This is a genomic window from Oleiphilus messinensis, from assembly GCF_002162375.1.
In the GTDB taxonomy this organism is placed as follows: domain Bacteria; phylum Pseudomonadota; class Gammaproteobacteria; order Pseudomonadales; family Oleiphilaceae; genus Oleiphilus; species Oleiphilus messinensis.
In genome coordinates, this window is record NZ_CP021425.1 from 2,889,050 (window position 1) to 2,910,182 (window position 21,133).

The 21,133-nt window shown below is 48.8% G+C and carries 21 protein-coding genes and 1 riboswitch; of the genes, 9 read left to right on the top strand and 12 right to left on the bottom strand.

Features of this window, described 5'->3' with window-relative positions; genetic code table 11:
* Positions 1-25 precede the first annotated feature (25 nt).
* Both OLMES_RS12720 and OLMES_RS12725 read left to right on the top strand, forming a co-directional pair.
* Positions 26-583 carry a hypothetical protein gene (locus OLMES_RS12720; RefSeq protein ID WP_087461597.1) on the top strand — a complete coding sequence of 186 codons (558 nt, stop codon included), beginning with the start codon at positions 26-28 and terminating at the stop codon, positions 581-583.
* Entirely contained in the window at positions 580-1,281 is a 702-nt protein-coding gene (locus OLMES_RS12725; RefSeq protein WP_087461598.1) for a nucleotidyl transferase AbiEii/AbiGii toxin family protein, read from the top strand. The genes OLMES_RS12720 and OLMES_RS12725 overlap by 4 nt, the downstream gene beginning before the upstream one ends.
* Positions 1,282-1,713: 432 nt before the next feature.
* On the opposite strand, the gene OLMES_RS12730 is transcribed toward OLMES_RS12725, so the two are convergent.
* Positions 1,714-1,956, bottom strand: coding sequence for a hypothetical protein (locus tag OLMES_RS12730; protein WP_087461599.1), 243 nt, complete (start codon positions 1,954-1,956; stop codon positions 1,714-1,716).
* 187 nt (positions 1,957-2,143) lie between these two features.
* Between OLMES_RS12730 and OLMES_RS12735 the strand changes: the two genes are divergently transcribed.
* Positions 2,144-3,490 carry a phospholipase D-like domain-containing protein gene (locus tag OLMES_RS12735; protein ID WP_087461600.1) on the top strand — a complete coding sequence of 449 codons (1,347 nt, stop codon included), beginning with the start codon at positions 2,144-2,146 and terminating at the stop codon, positions 3,488-3,490.
* Positions 3,491-3,521: 31 nt separating this feature from the next.
* Here the strand turns inward: OLMES_RS12735 and OLMES_RS28850 are convergent, their stop codons facing one another.
* Entirely contained in the window at positions 3,522-3,644 is a 123-nt protein-coding gene (locus OLMES_RS28850) for a hypothetical protein (protein ID WP_269767752.1), read from the bottom strand.
* Between OLMES_RS28850 and OLMES_RS12740 the strand changes: the two genes are divergently transcribed.
* Positions 3,643-4,455: a substrate-binding periplasmic protein gene (locus tag OLMES_RS12740; protein WP_087461601.1), complete on the top strand. Its 813-nt coding sequence runs from the start codon at positions 3,643-3,645 to the stop codon at positions 4,453-4,455. The two genes, OLMES_RS28850 and OLMES_RS12740, sit on opposite strands and share 2 nt — an antisense overlap.
* A gap of 109 nt (positions 4,456-4,564) precedes the next feature.
* Here OLMES_RS12740 and OLMES_RS12745 read toward each other — a convergent pair whose 3' ends face one another.
* The 7 genes from OLMES_RS12745 to OLMES_RS12775 all read right to left on the bottom strand — a co-directional run bounded on the left by OLMES_RS12745 (position 4,565) and on the right by OLMES_RS12775 (position 12,593).
* The gene (locus OLMES_RS12745) at positions 4,565-5,395 is read right to left on the bottom strand and encodes a cobalamin-binding protein (protein ID WP_087461602.1); all 831 of its coding nucleotides are present in this window, start codon (positions 5,393-5,395) and stop codon (positions 4,565-4,567) included.
* Complete coding sequence (gene cobU, locus OLMES_RS12750) at positions 5,396-5,974, bottom strand: bifunctional adenosylcobinamide kinase/adenosylcobinamide-phosphate guanylyltransferase (RefSeq protein ID WP_087461603.1); 579 nt, start codon at positions 5,972-5,974, stop codon at positions 5,396-5,398. It abuts the gene before it with no gap.
* Positions 5,975-6,093: 119 nt separating this feature from the next.
* Complete coding sequence (locus tag OLMES_RS12755; RefSeq protein WP_087461604.1) at positions 6,094-7,110, bottom strand: FecCD family ABC transporter permease; 1,017 nt, start codon at positions 7,108-7,110, stop codon at positions 6,094-6,096.
* On the bottom strand, positions 7,107-7,928 hold the full coding sequence (locus OLMES_RS12760) for an ABC transporter ATP-binding protein (RefSeq protein WP_087461605.1): 822 nt from the start codon (positions 7,926-7,928) through the stop codon (positions 7,107-7,109). Before OLMES_RS12760 ends, OLMES_RS12755 begins: the two co-directional genes overlap by 4 nt.
* 12 nt (positions 7,929-7,940) lie before the next feature.
* Positions 7,941-9,128: an NHL repeat-containing protein gene (locus OLMES_RS12765; protein WP_087461606.1), complete on the bottom strand. Its 1,188-nt coding sequence runs from the start codon at positions 9,126-9,128 to the stop codon at positions 7,941-7,943.
* A gap of 88 nt (positions 9,129-9,216) precedes the next feature.
* Complete coding sequence (locus OLMES_RS12770; RefSeq protein ID WP_087461607.1) at positions 9,217-11,280, bottom strand: TonB-dependent receptor plug domain-containing protein; 2,064 nt, start codon at positions 11,278-11,280, stop codon at positions 9,217-9,219.
* A gap of 165 nt (positions 11,281-11,445) precedes the next feature.
* Positions 11,446-11,695: riboswitch (cobalamin riboswitch) on the bottom strand.
* Between the two features lie 64 nt (positions 11,696-11,759).
* Positions 11,760-12,593, bottom strand: a complete 834-nt coding sequence (locus OLMES_RS12775; protein WP_087461608.1) for a hypothetical protein — start codon at positions 12,591-12,593, stop codon at positions 11,760-11,762.
* 291 nt (positions 12,594-12,884) lie between these two features.
* Between OLMES_RS12775 and OLMES_RS12780 the strand changes: the two genes are divergently transcribed.
* The 4 genes from OLMES_RS12780 (at position 12,885) to OLMES_RS12795 (ending at position 16,602) form a co-directional block, all read left to right on the top strand.
* Positions 12,885-13,811, top strand: a complete 927-nt coding sequence (locus tag OLMES_RS12780) for a hypothetical protein (protein WP_087461609.1) — start codon at positions 12,885-12,887, stop codon at positions 13,809-13,811.
* 244 nt (positions 13,812-14,055) lie between these two features.
* On the top strand, positions 14,056-14,568 hold the full coding sequence (gene fabA, locus OLMES_RS12785) for a bifunctional 3-hydroxydecanoyl-ACP dehydratase/trans-2-decenoyl-ACP isomerase (protein ID WP_087461610.1): 513 nt from the start codon (positions 14,056-14,058) through the stop codon (positions 14,566-14,568).
* Positions 14,565-15,803 carry a beta-ketoacyl synthase N-terminal-like domain-containing protein gene (locus OLMES_RS12790; protein WP_087461611.1) on the top strand — a complete coding sequence of 413 codons (1,239 nt, stop codon included), beginning with the start codon at positions 14,565-14,567 and terminating at the stop codon, positions 15,801-15,803. Before fabA ends, OLMES_RS12790 begins: the two co-directional genes overlap by 4 nt.
* 46 nt (positions 15,804-15,849) lie before the next feature.
* On the top strand, positions 15,850-16,602 hold the full coding sequence (locus tag OLMES_RS12795; protein WP_087461612.1) for a lysophospholipid acyltransferase family protein: 753 nt from the start codon (positions 15,850-15,852) through the stop codon (positions 16,600-16,602).
* Here OLMES_RS12795 and OLMES_RS12800 read toward each other — a convergent pair.
* A complete protein-coding gene (locus tag OLMES_RS12800) occupies positions 16,584-17,585 on the bottom strand; it encodes a GlxA family transcriptional regulator (RefSeq protein WP_087461613.1) in 1,002 nt (333 codons plus the stop codon). The genes OLMES_RS12795 and OLMES_RS12800 overlap by 19 nt on opposite strands.
* 173 nt (positions 17,586-17,758) lie before the next feature.
* On the opposite strand from OLMES_RS12800, the gene OLMES_RS12805 reads away from it, so the two are divergent.
* A complete protein-coding gene (locus OLMES_RS12805; protein WP_087461614.1) occupies positions 17,759-19,465 on the top strand; it encodes a beta-ketoacyl synthase in 1,707 nt (568 codons plus the stop codon).
* Between the two features lie 2 nt (positions 19,466-19,467).
* Here the strand turns inward: OLMES_RS12805 and OLMES_RS12810 are convergent, their stop codons facing one another.
* Positions 19,468-19,809: a zinc ribbon domain-containing protein YjdM gene (locus OLMES_RS12810; protein ID WP_087461615.1), complete on the bottom strand. Its 342-nt coding sequence runs from the start codon at positions 19,807-19,809 to the stop codon at positions 19,468-19,470.
* Between the two features lie 293 nt (positions 19,810-20,102).
* The gene (locus OLMES_RS12815) at positions 20,103-21,128 is read right to left on the bottom strand and encodes a CsiV family protein (protein ID WP_087461616.1); all 1,026 of its coding nucleotides are present in this window, start codon (positions 21,126-21,128) and stop codon (positions 20,103-20,105) included.
* Between the last annotated feature and the right edge of the window lie 5 nt (positions 21,129-21,133).

Below are 21,133 nucleotides of genomic sequence, written 5' to 3' on the forward strand. Positions count from 1 at the left end.
TGTTCCGAAACAAGAAACGATTGTTATGTTAAAGCCTCAAGATACATTGATCGCGTTGAAGTACTGCTCCCTCTTCGCCAATCAAATGCAATTGGCTCTGAGTGGTAGAGATATTTCTGATGTTTCCAGCTATCGAAGCATAAGTGATTTCACAAGTATAAGTTTAGCGGAGGTTAGTCGTTCGGTGAAGCGTCTGGAATCTTCAAGATTGTTGCATCGCCATGATAGCCTGATATATCCAGTAAAAAAGAATGTACAAGAATGGCTAATTCACGGAATCTGTTATTACCTGCCAATAGTCCGTTCAGGTTACGGTAGGGGGGTACCAACTGGATGGAATTGTAAGTTGTTAAGCTCCGAAATGATGGCGCCTAGCCCTGGATGGGTATGGGAGGATAGCACTGGGGAAGGAGAAGGCGAATTTATTCAACCATTCCATCAATCTGTTGCATTCGCCTCTAAAAGTGATAAGTGGCTGTATGAGGTTTGCTCTTTGATAGATGTATTGCGCGGAGGAAAACCGAGAGAGCTATCCATCGCAAAAGAAATGTTAGAAAAAAAGCTGGAAAATGTAAGAACATGAGTCGACCCTATGCCAATAATATAGCTAACCTTGAATTTGCGGCTCATGCTTTAGGTGATCTGCGGAAAGAAGTCACTTTCGTGGGAGGAGCCACTACGATGTTGCTGGTTCCCGAGCAAGCATATTCTGGTGTCAGACAAACCGAGGATATTGACGTTATACTCGATATTATGACCCGAAGTCAGTATTACTCCTTTTGTGAAAGGTTAAGGGCTAAAGGATTCAAAGAGGATGTCTCTGATGAGGCGATAATTTGTCGCTGGATTGCGCCGAAAACCCACGGAAAAGTAAAAGTGGATGTAATGCCCACTTCCGAGGAAATATTAGGATTCACCAATCGATGGTACATTGAGGCGATAAATACCGCTGAGACTATAAAGCTACCGATGGGTATCGATATTAATGTTGTTTCCGCTCCCTATTTTTTGGCAACCAAGATGGAAGCGTTCAAATCCAGAGGAAAAGGTGACTACTTTTGTCATGATTTGGAAGACATACTGTTTGTCATTGAAAATCGCGATAACTTGGTGATTGAATTGTTCGAGGCGTCGGTTGAGCTAAAAGATTACCTTGCGGACGAGATAGGTAAATTGTACTCAAGTCCAGATTTTGTAAACATATTGCCTGGATTATTGACGATGGAATCATCAGAGCCAACGGTTAAAAACACATTAAGTCTGATAAGTCGGTTAGCTTAACAGGTAACTATAGCGCAGGAATTAGTAGGACACCCACTCGTATTCTGCCCACTCGTATTCTGCAAATAACGAATTACGCAAAATGAGGTGTCGCTCAGCACAAAAGCTGGACACCCACGCTAATTGGAGGAAATGGACATAAGCAGGACACCAACTCGTATTCTGCAAACAACGAATTACGCAAAATGAGGTGTTGCTCAGCACCAGATCGGACGCAATTAACGGGTCAAACAGAAAATTACCGTTGTGAGACTGCTAGAGTGGGGCTGAAAGGTGGGTAAATCGCAAATTCCGAGCGCAAAGTGTCCCCGAGTTGCTCGGTTGAGTTGTGGCTTGACGGTCTGATAAGTAAGAGAGGTTATCTTGGAAACAAGCTTCGACACTGCGCCAACCCCGAAATCCGCCCGTGGCCGAGGGTCTTGCTGGCGATTTTTACTTGTCCTGTAATTGAAATTGAAGACCGTCCGGTTGGTTTTTTCTGGGGTTGCCGACGAAAGGCAATAGATAATCGGGTTGGTAAGGTGTGTCTGATTTTGCCGCTCTGATACGCTTCTGAACCGACGTGTGCTCGAAAGTTTTGGGTGAATCGGCAATACCGGCGCGGATCGGGTTCAAGTCGACATAGGCGAGGCAGGCTGCGATCTTCCTGATTGGCTGCGCGCGCAATGGGTTCATTCAATGATCGCATAAACCAGCTGACGTATTATAAATGTGCCCGCCAGCGCCGTAGAAACAATTCGTTACGAAGCAAGATGCAGCAATACAGTGTAACTGTCCTAAAGTGATAGCGAGTGGGACCTAAACCGGTCAAGGCACTCATGCTGACATCAGCCACATTGGAATCTGCTGCAAGGGAAAACCTATGACAATTGAGAAGTGGGGAAGTGTAAATCCTGAAATCATCTGGTCCGAGCCTGAAGATGGTGGTCACACTATTCGTAAAGCGATTGCCTCGGCGAAATATTCTGTCGATATTACTATGTACGAAATGGGCGGGCCAGACATTATATCGGCTCTGGTTCAGGCTAAAAAAAACGGCGTGCCCATTCGTATCATGTTTAATGGCCAGTTTTTTGCGGGCGATGATTTAAACAATCAACGCTACGACAACGTTTATAATGTTATCTTGTCCTTAACCCAGGCTCCGGGTAGTGGCAGCTTAACGTTTCATTGGGCTTCAAATAATTTCAGTATTACTCACCAGAAAACGATCATCATTGATGCATTCAAAGACGGAAAATGCCTGCCTGCTGCAGAGCTGCCTGATTCTGCAAAAGCTTTGGTGCTCAGTTTGAATACTTGCCAATACGCGTGGATGCGGTCTAGTCAGGGTCAAATGTTCCCCATGCCCTGGGCTTTTTGGGGGGAGACCTATCCTGAGCTTAATTTACCGATCCGTGATTTTGGGGCACAGATCGCTGAACCTGAGCAGATCGCGAAGATTGCCAGTGTGTTTGCATCAGACTTTAGTTGTGCGGGCCCGTTTCAGGTCAATCCCTTGAAAAATTCTACGGATGGATTGGTCTGGAGTAATGGCACGACCGGATTGCCCCAGGCAAAACCGGGGGAATACCCTCCTGATGGGATTTATCACGCGTTTAGTGCTGAAAATCTTGGTGCTGATTCCGTTGATCAAGGCAATGCCAGACCGGTTCATCTGGATCTGATTGCGGCGGCGCAACACAGTCTGATCGTGTACAACGAAGAAATGAACGACGACGAAATTGTGGCAGCATTAGTGCAGGCCGCGTCCCGTGGTGTGAAGATCCGTGTGCTGTTAACCGGTAACACCAAAATGTCCGGCGGGCAGGAATATTACCAGTTTAGCGAGCATTATGATCAATTGAGTGCTGCCAATGTGGAGATCCGGCTATTTCCTGCGAATCCTGACTTTATGTATATCCATGCCAAAGTGCTGCTGGCCGATGCAAACACTGACCAGGCGATTGCATTTATGGGGTCGGAAAATATTTCCGGCAATTCGCTGAATTTTAATCGTGAGCTGGGCATTATCGTCAAAGGTGAAGCTCATACCGGGTTGTTTATCGATACTTTTGAAAAAGACTGGGGAACTGCAGGCTTGATTGCATGGCAAGCGGGAGCCGAATTAGTACCGAGCCCTTATACCAATTGGTTGCCGGAGTATAATCCCGGTCCTTTTGACACAACACCCATGACTGCAGGTCCGGTGGTACCCAGATCAACCTGAATGTCCTGACTCTACCTCTTTAGAGGTGTTTTCATTCTGACGGCTCTGGATGGGCTATACTGGCAATATTGATGATGAAGGGCAGGTCTGCCATCGCGATGTGATCGATCTGTCTGTCGTTGTCCCGTCCTTCTTTGTCTGGAGGCGATGCCATGAACCTGTCTTTACGATTGCTGCCCTTGCTTTGGTCGAGGGTACTGTTGTTTTCGGGCCAGATACGGTTTCCTGGCCTGATCCGATTGCAGGGTCTGATTTTGCTACTGGGGCTGCCGTTTACCGCGACCATGGCGATCGAAAAAATCACTGTTGTGTCCGATGAATGGCAAAACTACGCCGAACAGGATGGGACGGGCTATTATTTTGATCTCCTTCGCGCCATCTATCCCGAAACTCAATACCATCTCGAGTTTTCCATTGTGCCTTACAGTCGGTCGTTGTACCTGGTTGAGTACAATAAAGCGAATATTGTGTTGGGCATCTACCAAGGTGAGTTACCGGATGCCCGTTTATCGCAGTATGTGGTTGAACGTGATCTAGTGGATGCATTGGTAACACCAGAATTGGCGAGCAAATGGCGAGGGCCGGAATCTTTGACGGGAGAAGTGGTTATTGCAAAACTGGGGTATGGTTTTGATAAAGTCACTGAAATCAAAATGGTCTATGTTGAACAGCCGAAAGTGATCAATATGGTCAAAATGCTCAAGGCCAGACGCGTGTCTGCCATTCTGGATTACGAGGAGGATCTGAAAGCTTACATCGACGAGGGAGGGTTGGGGAGTGCGTTTAAAATCAAGAAATCCGTGCTCGCAGTGAATACCTATTTCGGTTTTTCTGGTGATGCACAAGGTAAGGCGCTTCAATCTCGCTTCAATTCAGAATTTAAACGACTTTGGGATTCCGGGAAAATCCAGGCGCTGATGCTGGAGAATACCGGAAGTCTGGCTGGATTACCTGAACATCCCTGATATTGAATCCAGAACAGGGGAGAGGGTGGTACCATATCCTGATATGCTTGCATACCCGGTGGCAGAGGTACGAATCAAACTGGTCACTGTATCTCAATGAAGCAGGCTATTAGCGGGCCCTGTCTATTGCCTGGCATAACTGTTCCAGGCCATCTAATGCGCGTGGGGTGAAGCGATGTAGCAGGTCGCCATTCAATGAGGTCACACGACCGTTGCGAACCGCCGCGATCTCCGGCCAACGTTCCCATAAGGAACCCGGGCTTGTTTGGGTTCCACTGTGTTCGGGGATGATAATGACTTCGGGGTTATGACTGATCACGGTTTCCTTTGCAACAATCGGGTAGTCATTATCGACGTTCCCGAAGATGTTTTCGCCGCCGCAATCCCGAATTAGACCATCCACCCAGCTACCCGGACCGACGCTGCGAATGGGGTTATGCCAGAGCTGGTAGAATACGCGCACGGGGCGCAGGTTTTGATAGGTTGACAGTAGCTTCTGATATCGTGTGGTGAGTTGTTCAGCCAGCGCTTCTGCATTGTCACGATAGCCTGTCAATGCCCCCAGCTTGCGTACTTCAATCGGAATTTGCGAGACTGTTTCAGGTTGAGTGAAAAACATGGGGTAGCCGAGTGATTCCAGTTTGGTTAAATCCTCTGTTTTGTTCCCGGTGCGCCAGGCAATAATCAAATCGGGTTGAGCCGCGACGACCCTTTCGATCTGGATTCCGGCATAATTCCCGAGTCGCGGAATGTTGAGTGCCTCCGGCGGGGTATCGGCGAATTCGACTGTGCCCACAATCGTATGGCCGGCACCAATTGCGTATAGCAACTCTACCGAATGGGGTGATAATGCCACAATGCGTTTTGCGGGCTCGGGCTGTGCTAATACTTCTGTTGCGGTAATACACAGGCAAAACAGATAAATCACCAATCTCATCATTTAATCCTGACCTGGTGCAGATTTCAGGGTTAATGGACACCCAGCGACGACCAAAACCGCTCGGGACGCGACTTTTGCCAGTGCTTGATTCAACCAGCCGGCCTCATCTGCAAAGGTTCTACTCAGCTCGCCCATTGGCACAATACCGCTGCCCACCTCGTTACTTACAATAATAATATCTTTTTCAGGCTGTTCCTGTTGGGACAGTTCCAGTGCGGATAAAAAGGCATCGCGCTGGTCACGCCAACGTTCCAGGTTTTCGTTGCATAACCAATTGCTGAGCCACAGGGTCATGCAATCGATGAGCAGCAGGCTATCCTGCTTTATTCGAGCTGTGCCCGGCGTTGCAGACTTATTGGCTGAAGCGTCCGTAATCAGTTTGGCTAAGTCAAATGGCTCTTCAACGGTTGTCCAGGTCGATGGTCTGGATTGCCGATGGTGCGCTATTCGCTGTTGCATCCCCTTGTCCCCTGCTGTGGCGGTGGCAATGTAGGTCACGTGTTTTGAGCTGATTTTGGCGAGGTGCTCCGCATAGCTGCTTTTGCCGGAACGAGCACCGCCGAGAATGAGTTGAATCATTTAAAATTTCACCAGTTAGAAACGGTTGGATACTTCAGTGTCACAGTGTTTATACGGGGTTTGATTTAAAGTGGGCTTGGCTTCTAGTCAATTTTTACGGTTACTCGATAGCTTTACGGTTATTCTATATCTTTGCGGCTGCGATATTTGAGAATAACAAAGAAAAACAGACTGCCCACAGTAGAGGTTACAATACCAATTGGGAGTACTTGATTGGTAAGGGTTGAGTGGGCCACGATATCAACCCAAACCATAAACGTTCCCCCCAGGAAGATACACATGATCAACATTCTGTGGATCTGTGCGCCAACCAGAAAACGGGCAATATGAGGAATCATCAACCCTACGAAACCGATTCCGCCCACATGGGCGACGAGCACGCCGGTTATCGCAGCACAGACTAATAATACTAGCAACCTGAACTGGTTTACCGGCACACCCAAAGTATGGGCATTCTCATCACCCGCCTGAAGTACGCCAATCCAGCGATGAAAAATCAGGAACAGAATCGTACCCGTTAGAACCGTAACCCAGGGTAGAGCGAGTTCATGCCATTGGCTGTCGGAAAAGCTGCCCATCATCCAGAAAAGTAATGTTGCCGCGAGTTGCGGGCTTGAGTAATACAGAATCAAGCTGGTGAATGCACTCAGCATGAAGGACACCGCAACACCGGACAGCAACAGACGTTCCACGATGGCAGCAGAGCGGCCCGCCAGCGCGAGCATCAAAATCACAGAGAACATTGCCCCCAGGAATGCCCCTAGGGTAATGGATATCGCGATTGAGGATGCCAGGGACATCACAATCGAGGCACCCAGTGAAGCGCCGGAAGAAATACCGAAAAGATACGGGTCTGCTAAAGGGTTACGGGTGACCGATTGCATCATGGCTCCGGTAATCGCTAAACCAGCTCCGGTTATCAGGGCCATCAGAATTCGCGGCAGCCGGATTTCCCAGATGATCCGTTGCGTCAATTCCGGTGCGTCGCAGTTGTCCTGAAAGGGGCAGATGAAAAGACTGCGCAGGACATCCATCAGATTCACCGCAACACTCCCGCTGCAGGTGGCGGCCAGGAGAGTGGCAAAAAGCAGGCCGATGGCGATCCCGATCAGCAGCACGGGGCGGCGAGATATCATGCTTCGCCTCGAAATTTGTAGGTGATTCGCGGGTGTTCAGCAAACGGATGGCGGTCGAGCTGTGCGTTAACATTGAATACAGCCGCCAGATTGTGTTCGGTCAAGACGGTGTTTGCCGCGCCGTCTGCAACGATGGCACCCTGGTTCAACAGGATGAGTCGGTCACAAAAAGCGGCGGCAAGATTCAAGTCATGGATACTGACAAGTACCGTAATGTTCATCGCTCGAGCCAGCTCGAGTACTTCAATCTGGTGATGTACATCGAGATGATTCGTCGGTTCATCCATCAGTAATACGGATGGTTTTTGCACAATCGCTCTGGCGATCATGACCCGCTGTTTTTCACCGCCCGAGAGTGCATTGAACTCTTGTTGCAGCTGGTGCTCCATGTCGACTTGGCGAGCAGCGTTTACGATCTGCTCACGGTCTTCCATGCTTTCGAATGACAGCAGTGATTTATGGGGGGTCAGGCCCATGGCAATAACGTCGCCTGCGCTGAGATCAAATTGCGAGGGCGCTTCTTGCAGTACGACCGCGATTTGCCGCGCCAATGCCCTGCGAGAGTAGCGACCGATGGCTTTGCCGAAGTAGCTTATGCTGCCCTGATCGGGGTGGGTTTTGCGGTACAGGCAGCGGAGCAATGAAGATTTGCCCGCACCATTCGGCCCGATAATCCCGACGAACTGGTTCCGGGGTATCGTAAACGAAATATCATCCAGTATTTGTTTACGATTCGTACCCCATGACAGGCCTGCAACTTCAAGCGCAACGCTTGACGCAGTGCTTGGGGCGGTTGAAGGCTCTGGCAATTCAGTCATGACCTTTGTGGTTTACTGGCCACGCTCGACAAAAACGATTTGCGACGGGTCTTTGGTCAGTGCCAGTTCTGTCTCCACAGCTTCTGTTGCGACATTGAGGATCTGAATCATGGGGGCCGTTGCACTCCCGAAGCCGACCCACAGTCGACCTTCCCGATCAAGCTCAACGGATTTCAGGTTTTGTTCTTGAATACCCGCAAAGGGTGCAGTAGATAGGGTTTGATTGACAAGGTCAAAGGTGTACAGTGATTCACTGCCAAAACTGGCGTAGGCACGAATAATAGCCTGATTATCGGACACCACTTCCAGGCCAGTGATTTGGCCAACAGCATTGCTGTCATCGATCAGTAATTCACTGGAATAGTCACTCAGGTTGATGCGTTCAACGCCACCGGTATATTCCGTCGGGAACAGATTTCCGGCACCGGCGATGTAGATCTTGCCATTGTGGAGTTCCAGGTCGTACGGATTTTTGACCTGTAACGGCATACCCGGCAGGTTGCCGCCTTTGCCAGTATTCACTTCGGTGTCCGTGGTGGTATCAATCACAACCAGATAAGCCTGTGCCGGGGTATAGCCGTTGGCGCGATCCAGCCCTTGCAGGGTGACATAGAGTTTTCCGTCTGAGAGTACGGCAGCATTCATCTCGGGAATGCCATCGGCTGAGTCATAGGCGCTCAAGTCGATCTCGCCCAGTTTAAACTGATCTTCATCCGCTGCACTGACCGATGGATCGACGATCCACATTTTGCTCGAGCCATAGCGTAAAACGTAGGCTTTATTGTCGCTGGCAAAAACGATGTCGTAGGGGTTGCTGCCACTTTCACCTTCTGAATTGACTGAAAATTGCCACTCTGCAACAGCAGGCGTATCGAAATGGTACTTGGTGATATTGTCCTGCTGGAATCGTCCGATACGGTAAAAGTAATTACCCTGCGCGGCTACGGCAATATCCGAGCGGTCGGAAGCCGCATAGTCATTAACGATATCTCCGGGTTCTACGCTTTCGGCAATACTGATGCTGCTGGATAAAAAATCATTCCCGATGGCCGCGATTACGGCGACTTCCGGTGCTTCAACCCGGTCTGTAATGGTGTTGTAGCTGTCACCTCCACAGCCTGTCAAATAGGCCAGTGGCAGGGTGAGCAATGCCAACCGTGCAGCATTGGTGGTGACTTTAGAGCGTGTTTTCATCGTCATGGTTAAGTCTCATATTTAAAATGGGTCAAAGTTAGCAGCGTTGGCCAGCGTTAACAGCGTACGTCAACGTTAACAGAGCGGGTCAAAGCTAAAATCGCTGTAATACGGATGCCAGGAAATGTCGTCCGGGATTAGGGTAACCATTGAACGCTTCAAAGTTTTCATCAGTGATGTTTTTCACTTCCAGCGTCAGCCTGGTTCTTCCCTGAGGTGCTGCGTTCCATTTCAACGTTAAATTGATTTGATCCCGGACTGGTATCGGCACAGCTTCTGTATTGTCGTAAAAACCGCCTGATTCGTGTTCGTATTCAACTTGGGCGGAATAACAATCATAGGTAAACAGCAGTGACAAGTACTGCGCCAGTTCGTGGTTTCCTGCCAGGTTTTTACCTTTCTGGACGGTGATGTTACTGGTGTTTTTCGTATCCTGAATTGTGGTTCTGCTGTTCAGGGCGAGCCAGTGGGCCGGATCGTAGCGGGCTTCCAGCTCAATGCCGCGGATTACGGCTGCACTGATATTTTCGTATTTTCCCACCCCCTGAGAATCATAGGTGGTGACGATGGCGTTATCCAGCCATCGCTGAAAATAGGCAGTGCCCAGAGATAAATCGCCGAGGTTGTTGTGGGAAAATGTGGCCTGGAAGCCAAGATCGGCGTTAATGGCTTCTTCTGCCACGAGATCCGGATTGCCTTTGAACAGCCCTCGATCCCCGAATTTTTCTGACAGGCGGGGTACCCGTGTGCCCCGTGAGAGGTTGGACTTGACGGTCAACCAGTCGGTTAGATCAACCCTGACGCCGGACTGCCAGGAGAAATAGTTTTCATGGTTTTTCATAAACCCGTCGTTTTCCGTTACGGGTTGGTCGCCTTTATCCTGTAGATCTTGAAACCGTATTCCCAGTTGCAGCAGTCCCCGGTTTTCCATGAAGTCCATTTCATCCTGTAGTGAGAGTAGGAGTGAATGGCGGCTAAAATGCTGTTGACCCTGAGTGAAGGTTTCCTGCTTGTTAAGATAGTCGTCGTAACGCCACTCGGTCATCACGGCCAGCAAATGATTACTGATCCGACGATTCGCATTTACTGCGATACCAAATGAGTCAGTAACGGATGTTTCATTTTGGATGCCGATACCGACACGGCCCTGGATATCGACGTAGTGATCCTTGTTGCGCGCGTACACAAATCCGACGGTGTAATTTGCAAAATCAAACTGTTTGTCGATATAGTTCAGATTTAACTGGGTCAGGCTGGAGTCGAGGGTTGCGTTATTATCGACGGTGTTGCCCCGATCCGGAATTTCCTGATTTTTACTATAGTGCTGAATACCGAACTTGATTTGTTGTTGATCGGTTACCGCATAGTCCAGTGCGAACAGGCCATTTAACATCTCAACCGCGGCGTTGTTACGCTTTTGATTTTTGTCATCGTTTGAATTTAATTCTGTTAGATTATCGTTTGTGAGCTTGAAATCGTTATCACTGCTTTGATAGCCGAATGCGCCTTTGATCAATAACCTGTCCAGGCTGTAATTGAGGCTGAGGTCGGCTTTCTGGCGGCCAAATGAACCATATCCGAGAGATACTTCCCCTGAATTTTCATGGTCATTGTGGATCGTGGTGATATTGATAGCGCCACCAATGACTGATTGGCCAAACTGAACGGGCGGAGCGCCGCGATAGATCTCGATTGATTGAACCTGGCTCAGGGATATTCGGCTTAGATCTACCAACCCGGTGACGATGTTGTTGAGTAAAACCCCATCAAGATAGACGCTAACCTGTTGTGAGGAGGATCCCCGCAAATAGATAAAAGACAATGACCCGAGACCACCGGTCTCGCGTACCTGAATGCTGGTTTGTTTCTTTAACACATCTGGAAGTGAGGCCAGTTTCCCTTCGAACTCGGCGCGGGGGATTACTGAAACAAACCCTGGAAGCGCATCCGGTGTAACCTGGTTAGCCGGGAGTTGTTCGCCGATAATCGTCATCTCTTCCAATAGCGGAGTCGCTTCAGGTTCCTTTACGGGCGTAGATGTAGATAGCGCGTACGCTTCCGGCAGGATTGAAAACGATGTGGCCAGAAAACAGGCTGAAGTCAACCGGTTGCAGTATTCATGTTTGGCAACGGGGAAGCGAAAAAACAAAGATTTCAATCAAAATTCCTGCATTTATGTCAAACGGGTACAAATATGTTAAACGGGTACAAAGCGCAGTGGGGAGGTCATTGAGACAATTGAATGAGACGGGGAAGGAGTAGAATGCTTGCGTTCGCCATTTCCCGCATCGCCCACCGCAATGCTGATGTCAATCCTTGAGATCGAATTTGAGAGGGTCAGGCCGGTCTCCGGACTTATAAGTTGCGCGGCGAACTTCTATTTGCATTCTACCGGGCCGAAAATCAACGCCTTCCCATCGTTAAAGACAGTGGCCTGTGTTGATTTAATACTTAATTACCGTTGCGGGGGCAGTGCTGGAATTGACTTCAGTCGCACCAGCTTCACGCTTCGTCTTTTGTCTGCTTGTTTCGTCTACTTGAGAGCAAAAAACACCCAACACCCATATTTCAGGCGGGAAGGCTAACCCGATGGTCAGGTTAAGTCAAGTTAATCGAGTTTAACAAAGGTTAGTGACTTTAAAAGCGCCCCAATGCTGTGATTGTGAAGAATCTATTTTCTCCATATGGGTCATCAAGATCCTGGTGATGCAGTGATGCTTTCAAGGCGAAGGTATCGGTGAAAAAATATTCCGTAAATGCAGCGAGGCCGAAACCATCTTTTTCACCTGTGGCTAAAGATAAGAGGGTGCCGAACGAGAATTGCTGATTCAGGTAAAGCGCACCACTACCGCTAATAAACAGCGTGTCGTCATCTCGGTCTTCCTCCCATTCCAGGGCTGCATAGAGTTCAACGAATCGACCGTCTGAGATCCCGTTGATCTGCGTGAATTCGATCTCGATACTGTTGGATTGTGAGGTGTTCGAAGTATAGCTGCCTTCCACGGTCATATTATCCGCAAGGTAGTATCCGCCACCGACCATTAGCGTTTCTTTATCTGCAAGATACATTTCCGTTTTAGCGAAAATTGGTTGGTTTGGCAGTTGATACTGTCCTTCGAAATGAAGGCTGGTATCTGCATCGGGTGCACTGTCATCATCGTCGTATTCGAGACCAGCAGATACCCACGAAGCTTTGTTGAAAAATGATAACGTACTGAGGGGCTTCAGGGTTTGCGACCCATTGCCACTGCTGGCAGCCCTGGCCTGTTGTGTGCTGACCGGAGCAAGGTAATAAGTGCCCGTGGCGTCGAGCAGCGTACGATCAAAACGCTGATCACCAGAGTCTTTTTCAGCCTGAACAAGGGTGCCGGTTAGTTCATATTGATAATCTGCGAATATATTTTGTGAGGGCAAGACGAGTGAAATGAATGCAATTGTGCTAGGTACATTAAGCGTGCGATAGCTTTTCATGAGTACATCCCTGAAGCTGTTTAACGATCCGTGTATTTACCGTGTAACCCGGTCGGGTTTTTAGCGGTAAAGCCTGGTTTATTTGATCGGTGGAGCGATCGATTGTGAAAAAACGTCCACATCTTTTCACTGGTGGCGGATGCTACCATATAGACTTTTTGATTGGAAGGTGCTGATTCCAGACACAAAATTTTAAGTTTGTATTCCGCTATATGCTGTGGCAGAATCTGCCCAGCTCAGGGCTTGGAGGCTCTGTGGTGATGACTCAATCTGAAACAGGGAAGTGTACATATGCCTGCTCGCCAAGATACATTTGTTCGTTCTGTCAAATCAATCCTTTGTTCTGGTCCAATCGTTATCGGTTTATTGATCCCATTCAGCCCATCCGTCAATGCCGATTACCGTTATGAAGCCAGTGCTTCGTTCAATCATTCCTCCAGCAAGTCACGTGGCGCTATTAATCTGGCCGAGTGTAATCTTACTTATGACAGTTATATGCTGCCGGTAAACCCTTTAAATCCGGGGTATGGCTTTGGTTATAACTGGTATTATGATTGTGACAATGTGAGCTCTGGATCCAGTCAGAAACAAAAGCGGATTTCGCTTCAAGGCAAATACTTTCTGAAGCCGGTTAAAACTTCGGTGAATCAACCGTTGGCAGAAGCGGCGTTTTTCAATAAATCATCCTGGGGTGAAGTCGGTATCAGCCTGGCTGACCCTGATTCGGGCAAAAATATCAAAACCCTTGAACTGGGCGGGCGTTACGTTCTGCCAAACGGTGTATTCGCATCGACTTTGATTCGCAATGGTGATATCGATGATGTAGCACTGGAACTGGGTCAATACATCGATACCGAGACCACGGTGAGTGGTCGCTACAAAGTCAGTGACTATATCGCCCAGTTGGAAGGGCATTTCAAGAAAGTATCGCGTTTCAGTGGCACGAACTTTATCGGACTTGACGCATCAATAGGTTTGCTTGATGGTTCGCGGGATGAAACAGCTTACCGTCTGGCTGCAGAAGCCGATTATTATTTCGATAGTCATTGGAGTGCAGGTGGGCAATTCGGGTTCACATTCGGTGATTTCAAAGAGCAATTAATCGGTATTCAAAGCCGCTATTTCTTTAACGAACAATTGTCGGTCACCGGTGTATTACAACGGGAAAATAAATCCAAGACCAATCTGATCGAGATCGAATTCACTGGTCGTTGGTAATACCCAGAGAATCAGTAACGCCCCGGCGATATCCTTCGCGGTCAATGGTAGCTTGGCCGCCTACATAAATCATTATCCTGTGTATGCATTATTGTTGTCTTTTTTCTGGTGTGATTCCTGATTGCGCCATTCAAAGAGATTACTGTTTGTTATCAAAAGTCAAAAAACTGTTGTATTTGGTCATGAACTGATTTGCGCTCCTTTGTATCTTTGTTTAACGCAGAGACAAGAGAGGATTCAGCCTGTGCAACTTAAATCAACATTCAACGAACAAGATCTTCAAGCCTACCGGGTCGCTGATCCGGATACCGCCCGCTTACCCGCCGGTCAAATGAACATGATTGATTGTGTAACCCATATCCATAACGAAGGAGGACGTTATGGCCAGGGGGAAATCAAAGCAGAATATAAAATAACTCCCGATAAATGGTTTTTCGATTGTCACTTTCCGGGCGACCCAGTCATGCCGGGCTGTCTGGGGCTGGATGCGCTCTGGCAGCTTTCCGGTTTTTATTTATCGTGGGCGGGTTATCGAGGACGTGGTCGGGCATTAGGTTGCGGCTCGGTAAAGTTTTCAGGGGAAATATTACCCGAAACCGGGGTGGTGAGCTATCAGGTTGATGTCCGCAGAACATTGAAAAAAGGGATGACCATGATTGTTTCTGACGGTTACGTTTATGCGGATGGTGTGCAGATCTATGCGGCTGAGAAACTACGTGTCGCTTTGTTGCCGCGGAACGAGGGGATGCAGTCATGATCTTTACTCAGGCAATTCCGCCTAAACGGGTCGTCGTGACGGGTATGGGAATTATTTCCAGTCTCGGTAATGATTTATCTACTGTTCGTGACGCCTTGGAAACCGGTAAATCTGGTATTTCAATCGATCCCGGACATGTCGAAAATGGGCTGAGAAGTCAGGTGTCCGGGCAGATTCATGTTGATATCGATGGGCTGATAAACCGCAAGGTTAAACGCTTTATGGGGGATGCATCGGCCTACAGTTATCTTGCTGCATTGCAGGCAATTGAGCAAAGTGGTCTCACGCCGGAGTTAATTTCAAATGAACGAACCGGTTTGATCATGGGGGCAGGGGGCGCCTCCACTGAAAATGTAATTGATTCCGCCGAGATCCTCAAGACCAAAGGGGTGAAAAAGGTCGGCCCTTATCGCGTCACGCGCACGATGTCCAGTGCAATCAACGCCAACCTGGCGACCCAGTTTAAGATTCTGGGTATCAATTATGCTGTGACCTCTGCCTGTGCGACCAGTGCACACTGTATTGGCCTTGCCGCGCAACAGATTCAGTTGGGGCAGCAGGACGTCATACTCGCTGGTGGCGGTGATGATTGTCACTGGACGTTGTCATTGCTTTTTGATGCGATGGGAGCGCTCTCCACAAAGTACAACCACCTACCTGAGCTTGCCTCGCGCGCATATGATGCTGATCGTGATGGATTTGTTATTTCTGGCGGGGCGGGTGTTGTGGTACTTGAATCACTGGAACATGCTCTGGAGAGAGGCGCGCCTGTTATTGCCGAAATTACGGGCTTCGGTGCAACGTCGGATGGAGCGGATATGGTTGCGCCTTCGGGAGAGGGGGCTGCACGGTGCATGGCCCAGGCGATACAGACTGCCCGAAATCCGGTTGATTATATCAACGCCCATGGCACCAGCACGCCTGTCGGAGATATTGCTGAACTTTCTGCGATTCGATCAGTATTCAAAGACGGATCTATCCCGCCCATCAGTTCAACTAAATCCCTGAGTGGCCACGCATTGGGTGCGGCAGGGGTACATGAGGTTATCTACTCGCTATTGATGATGCAGAATGACTTTATGGCAGCATCTGCAAATATCGAGAACCTGGACGATGCTGCGGATCAAATGCCGATATTAATGAAGACCCGCAAAGCACAGGATATAAATTGTGTTATGACAAACAGTTTTGGCTTTGGTGGAACGAATGCGACCTTGATCCTGGAACGGTATTGAACGCAGATGACGAATCAGCAGGCACTTCAGTCAAGGAGCAAAATTAGTGATTGAAAAGCAGAAAACTGGCGTCCGATATGCGTTGTTTTATAGTTTATGTATATTGGTTTTGCTGCCTTTCTTGTTATTCGGGTTTCTATTGTCCCCGTTTTTAAGCGGACGAAACCGGCATCAATTGGTTATTTGTTTCAACAAAATTGTATTGGCGATGGCAGCGCTGTTTTTCAACCTTCGTATCCAGGTTGAAGATGTTGCCAATATTCCGCAGCAACATTGTGTGGTGGTGTCCAATCATCAGAGCAGTCTGGAAACGGTACTGTTGCAAACCTTGTTCAACCCTTTGAGCACTGTGTTAAAAATAGAGTTACTCAAAATGCCTGTTGTAGGCAGGGCACTGCGATTTATGGAGCCAATTGCAATTGATCGATCGGAACCCGTGTTATCCTATAAATCGCTGATTCGAGAGGGGGAGAATCGCCTTGGAGCACAGCGTTCGGTGCTCATTTTTCCGGAAGGCACTCGCGTCGCCATTGGTGCGCCAATACGGTTCAATAAAGGTGCGGCATCCCTTGCCGTTCGCTGTCAGGTACCGATTTTACCGGTTGCTCATAATAGTGGATTACATTGGCCACAGCTAAACCCTGACCGGCAGCGTCGAATTATCACGTTCAAGATCGGGAAACCCATCTACCCCCAAGGGAAAACCGTTTCACAGGTGCATCGTGAGTCAGAATGCTGGGTCGCTGACAACGTAAAAATGTTACCCAGTGTGGTGGAGGGTCATGCTTCAGGGAGGTAAAACAGTTTGGCCCTGACGATCTTTCGATATTCGCCGGGGGTCACGTCGTTATGACGTTTGAAAAGCCGGGTAAAGTAATTCAAATCCCGGAAACCGGCTATTTGTGCAATATCGGACACGGACAGGTTGGTATCTTTGAGTAGCTCCGCTGAACGGTTCAGGCGGAGTGCTTGAAGATATTGAACCGCTGTCAGCCCGGTGGCGTTTTTAAACCGTCTTGTAAATGTCCTGCTATTCAAACCCGCTATTCGTGCGAGGTCATCGATGGTAATTTCCTGTTGCCACTGATCATGGCACCATTCCTGAGCTCTGACAATGTCTTCATCATGATGCTGGTTGCTGCCATGCATAAAAAAAGGTTTCTCGTAACTTCGATTGATCTCGTGGGAGAAGTGGCGTTCAACAATCCGTGTGATCGTGTTTCCGTAACGCTGTTCGATGAGATACAGGATCAGGTCGGAAAGCGCATTAATGCTTCCGGCACAGTAAATATTTTCTCCGTAAGTAATAAATTGACGGGTGTTAAGCTCAAGATGGGGGTAGCGCTTGCGGAAGCGCTCAAAAAAGTACCAGTGCGTCGTAACCGGAATATCATCCAGTAAACCTTCCTCCGCTAAAAAGCAAACGCTGGTTCCTGTTGCGATAATCGTACTGCCCCGTTGATAACATTCTTTTAACCATAATCTGAGCGCCATTTGTTGGTGCACCGTAGGGAAAGGGTTGCCCCAAATGGGCGGTACAACGATCCAGTCTGGCTGTTCGATGGTCGCGAAGGTTTTGTCGGGGACTACACGCATCCCCCCGGTTAACGGCATTGCCCGTCGTGTTTCAGACACCCTTAAAAGATTAAGTCGCGCCCAATTTTCATGCCTTTTGCCGGGGCGGGTACGCACCAGAAGCTCGGCCGCGTGGAGCATTTCGCAAGGTCCGCTAATGCCGGTCAGCAAGGCTCTCGGGAAAAGTGGAAAGGCAACATTTAACATGTCTACGGGTACTTTCTTGGCGGTAAATTGATCTAGGATCCTGGAGGTAAATTGATCTAGAGTGTGACGTAATTGTGCTAAAACATGACTGTATTGTCTAGCACGGCTTTGAGCGTGCTCCAGTACACTAGGGCCTGAACAGAACCCAGAATAACTTGATTTAAGAGTGTACTATGGCAAAGCTTCCGGTAATCGTTTCCTTTGGTGGTGTTAACTCGGCAGGACGGAGTTCTTTCCATCAGGGTTATCGGCGTATGATCGAAGATAGTTTGTCTGACTCTGAAATGACCGATACCTGGAATGATCTTGCGAATCTGATGGGGATCACCGTTGAACCGGGATGGGAGGCTCGAGTAGGGGGCAATAGAAATAACCTTATACAGCAGCTCAGACAAGGCACGTTAATCAGAAAAATGAACTTCCCGCAGGCGATCAACGGGCGTAGTACAGTTGTTGCTGCAGGTATGCTGCCGCAAGGCTTTGATCCGGGGCGATATTACCGATCACTACATCACCCGAAGGGCCTTGCAATGACAGTCTTTGGCGCTTCTGATGCGTTGAATGCCCTGGGCATTGAGTGGTCAGAATTGATGCGCGTGGTGCCTCCGGATGCGGTGTCTGTCTATTCGGGGGCTTCAATTTGTCAGCTGGATGACTGTTCGGCAAAAGGATTATTTCAAAACCCGCTTCGTGGCCAGAGAATCAGTTCGAAAATGTTGCCGTTTATGTTCCCTGAAATGTCCGCAGATTTTATCAACAGTTACATGATCAACAGCACCGGAAACACTGGCGCAATTGCAGGCGCCTGTGCCACATTTCTTTATAACCTTCGGCAAGCTGTTTCAGATATACAACACGGCAAAGCGCGACTGGCAATTGTTGGCAGTGCGGAAGCGCCGGTGGTACCCGAAATTGTAAACGGGTTCAATGTAATGGGGGCCCTGGCAACCGAACAGGGTCTCAAAGTGCTAGATCCGCTGGATATCATAGCGTACCACCGGGCCTGCAGACCTTTTTCCACAAACTGTGGATTTACAATAGCGGAATCCGCACAGTTTCTGATCCTTATGGATGACGAATTGGCAATTGAAACCGGTGCACAGATATTTGGTGCGGTGCCAGATGTATTTATAAACGCAGATGGTAACAAAAGGTCGATATCCAGCCCGGGCGTTGGAAATTATATCACCGTTGCAAAAGCGGTGGCCCTGGCCAGGCACCTTTTCGGTGGAGCCGGACTTGATCAAACCTATGTTCATGCCCATGGTACCGGTACGCCGCAAAACAGGGTGTCGGAATCTCACATATTGAACGAGGTTGCGAAGGTGTTTGGTATCAAAAACTGGCTCGTCACTGCGATTAAAGCCTACGTCGGGCATTCGCTGGGGCCAGCCGCTGGCGATCAGATTATGGCAGCGCTCGGTGTGTGGCATGATGGTCTGATACCGGGCATTAAAACCATTGACCATATTGCTGATGATGTGTGTCGATCAAACCTGTCTATCCTGATGGATCATCACCATGCCGGTCTCCAAGGCGAAGATATGCTTGCAAGCATCATTAACGCAAAGGGGTTTGGCGGGAATAATGCCAGTGCACTGTTGTTGTCCCCGAATAAAACCATGGAATTGATGTCTAGGCGATACGGCCGCCGTCAACTCGCCGCGTACCAAGGCAAACGCGAGAGGGTTGCTGAACTCGCTGAGCAATATAATCAACGTGCAATCAAAGGGGAGCGAAATATTATTTACCGGTTTGCAGAATGTGAAATGGGGCCTTCGGACGTGAGCCTGAGGGAAGAGGACGTCAACCTATCAGCATTTAATTTACCGATACCGTTGACGCCGGAAAGTCACTACGAGGATTATCTCACACGCTAGAGTTAGACTTTCTTCACAAACTCGGATTTGAGTTTCATGGCACCAAAACCATCAATTTTACAATCAATGTCATGATCACCGTCTACCAAACGAATATTTTTGACCTTGGTGCCGACCTTAACAACGGAAGATGATCCCTTTACCTTGAGGTCTTTGATCACGGTCACCGTATCACCATCTGTCAGGGTGTTGCCGTTGGCATCCCTGATGACCGCCTCACCGCTTGAGGCGGCACTGTCTTCATCGGGCGACCATTCATGTGCGCACTCCGGACAAACCAGCAGGGTACCGTCGTGGTAGGTGAATTCAGAAGAACATTTGGGGCAAGGTGGAAAATCTGCCATTAATTTCACTCTCAAGTTAGTCATTTAAAAGTAATTGCGCCTGTGGGACAGCCCGACCGCGTTAGTGCCATCGCTGTCGGTGATTTTAACATGTCGGTGGGTATAGGAGGGATTTTATTGTTATCCGGTGGGGCCTGTAAATCTCTTGTCGGGTTAACAGGAGGCACTTTCAGGCCCTGAAATCAGCAGGAATGCAATCCGCTAAAATTGATCGCACGTGCTGCCAGTGCTTGTATCAGCGTGTTCTACTATCGGTGTGTTCTACTATCAGTGTGTTCTACTATCAGAGTGTCCTACTGGATTGACGACTCTACTTCCGTTCCCGGTGCTGTGCCGGGAGCGACGCCTTCGGTCAGGTCTGCCGGTGTGGTGATGACTTCAACCGGGTCGGCGGGCGTGTTACGAGGTTCAACGATTATGGGTTCAAAGCGTACCAGTAATCCGAATAGCGGGTGATCAAAAAAATGGGTTTCCCGGCTGCGCATTCGGCGAAGCTCTGACATGGCATAAACCCGAGCCGGGACATAAGCCATGTTGGGCCCTTCGATTTCTGATGGGGAAATGTTCGATTGTGGTGATGGTGGTGATTGTGAAGTGGTTCGCTGTTCAGCCGATGGTGAAATTGTTGTGCTGGACTCGGCCCGATCAGGTGATTGCCGATTGCGATTGCTCCAGAGGCCTGTTTGATCACTGGGTAATGGCGTAGCGAGCCAGTCACTGATCGATGTCTGGTTATCCTGGAGTTGGGCCCAAGATTGCTGTGCAGGCGGCTTTTCCCGTAATTCATACTCGATGAAATCAATATCTGCCTTTACATGAAGGTACCGGGCGCGTTCAATTGTGAGTGTTCCCTCATATTCGTAATGATCGCCTACTTGTTCTCCGCCCTGAATTTGTAAGGGGAGTTTATGGGTGCCTGGTGGCAGAAAGTCGTTCCAGCCAGCGATTAAGATAGGCCGATAATCACGACTGTTCTTCAAGCGTTGATACGTTTGATAGAGCGTCAAGTTTTTTTCGGGTAGGCGATGAACCTGAAAATCTGTCATTGAACTACCGTGTACCAGGTGGCGGAGGGCGGTGTTCCGGGGCTGAGACAAGGGTTCGTGGGGGATATCTATCGTGTACGCTTCTGTATTCAGGTTTTCGAACAGAATCACTTCGGCGCGATACCAGCCGATATAAGCTCGATCTTCTGCGCCGTCAGTGGTCGATGTTTTGCTTTCCTGTGCCTGTGCCAGGTTTGCGGTGACACCGATCAGGGTAAAGCAGGCCAAGAAATTCCATATCTTCATCAGGTATTGCTTTCGCGCATTTTTCATTCGTG

What these genes read in the sequence shown, in the direction of transcription:
- OLMES_RS12720 (WP_087461597.1), top strand. Translation starts at nt 26, where the DNA reads ATGTTAAAGCCTCAAGATACATTGATCGCGTTGAAGTACTGCTCCCTC.
- OLMES_RS12725 (WP_087461598.1), top strand. Translation starts at nt 580, where the DNA reads ATGAGTCGACCCTATGCCAATAATATAGCTAACCTTGAATTTGCGGCT.
- OLMES_RS12730 (WP_087461599.1), bottom strand. Translation starts at nt 1,956, where the DNA reads ATGAACCCATTGCGCGCGCAGCCAATCAGGAAGATCGCAGCCTGCCTC.
- OLMES_RS12735 (WP_087461600.1), top strand. Translation starts at nt 2,144, where the DNA reads ATGACAATTGAGAAGTGGGGAAGTGTAAATCCTGAAATCATCTGGTCC.
- OLMES_RS12740 (WP_087461601.1), top strand. Translation starts at nt 3,643, where the DNA reads ATGAACCTGTCTTTACGATTGCTGCCCTTGCTTTGGTCGAGGGTACTG.
- OLMES_RS28850 (WP_269767752.1), bottom strand. Translation starts at nt 3,644, where the DNA reads ATGGCATCGCCTCCAGACAAAGAAGGACGGGACAACGACAGACAGATC.
- OLMES_RS12745 (WP_087461602.1), bottom strand. Translation starts at nt 5,395, where the DNA reads ATGATGAGATTGGTGATTTATCTGTTTTGCCTGTGTATTACCGCAACA.
- cobU (WP_087461603.1), bottom strand. Translation starts at nt 5,974, where the DNA reads ATGATTCAACTCATTCTCGGCGGTGCTCGTTCCGGCAAAAGCAGCTAT.
- OLMES_RS12755 (WP_087461604.1), bottom strand. Translation starts at nt 7,110, where the DNA reads ATGATATCTCGCCGCCCCGTGCTGCTGATCGGGATCGCCATCGGCCTG.
- OLMES_RS12760 (WP_087461605.1), bottom strand. Translation starts at nt 7,928, where the DNA reads ATGACTGAATTGCCAGAGCCTTCAACCGCCCCAAGCACTGCGTCAAGC.
- OLMES_RS12765 (WP_087461606.1), bottom strand. Translation starts at nt 9,128, where the DNA reads ATGACGATGAAAACACGCTCTAAAGTCACCACCAATGCTGCACGGTTG.
- OLMES_RS12775 (WP_087461608.1), bottom strand. Translation starts at nt 12,593, where the DNA reads ATGAAAAGCTATCGCACGCTTAATGTACCTAGCACAATTGCATTCATT.
- OLMES_RS12780 (WP_087461609.1), top strand. Translation starts at nt 12,885, where the DNA reads ATGCCTGCTCGCCAAGATACATTTGTTCGTTCTGTCAAATCAATCCTT.
- OLMES_RS12790 (WP_087461611.1), top strand. Translation starts at nt 14,565, where the DNA reads ATGATCTTTACTCAGGCAATTCCGCCTAAACGGGTCGTCGTGACGGGT.
- OLMES_RS12800 (WP_087461613.1), bottom strand. Translation starts at nt 17,585, where the DNA reads ATGTTAAATGTTGCCTTTCCACTTTTCCCGAGAGCCTTGCTGACCGGC.
- OLMES_RS12805 (WP_087461614.1), top strand. Translation starts at nt 17,759, where the DNA reads ATGGCAAAGCTTCCGGTAATCGTTTCCTTTGGTGGTGTTAACTCGGCA.
- OLMES_RS12810 (WP_087461615.1), bottom strand. Translation starts at nt 19,809, where the DNA reads ATGGCAGATTTTCCACCTTGCCCCAAATGTTCTTCTGAATTCACCTAC.
- OLMES_RS12815 (WP_087461616.1), bottom strand. Translation starts at nt 21,128, where the DNA reads ATGAAAAATGCGCGAAAGCAATACCTGATGAAGATATGGAATTTCTTG.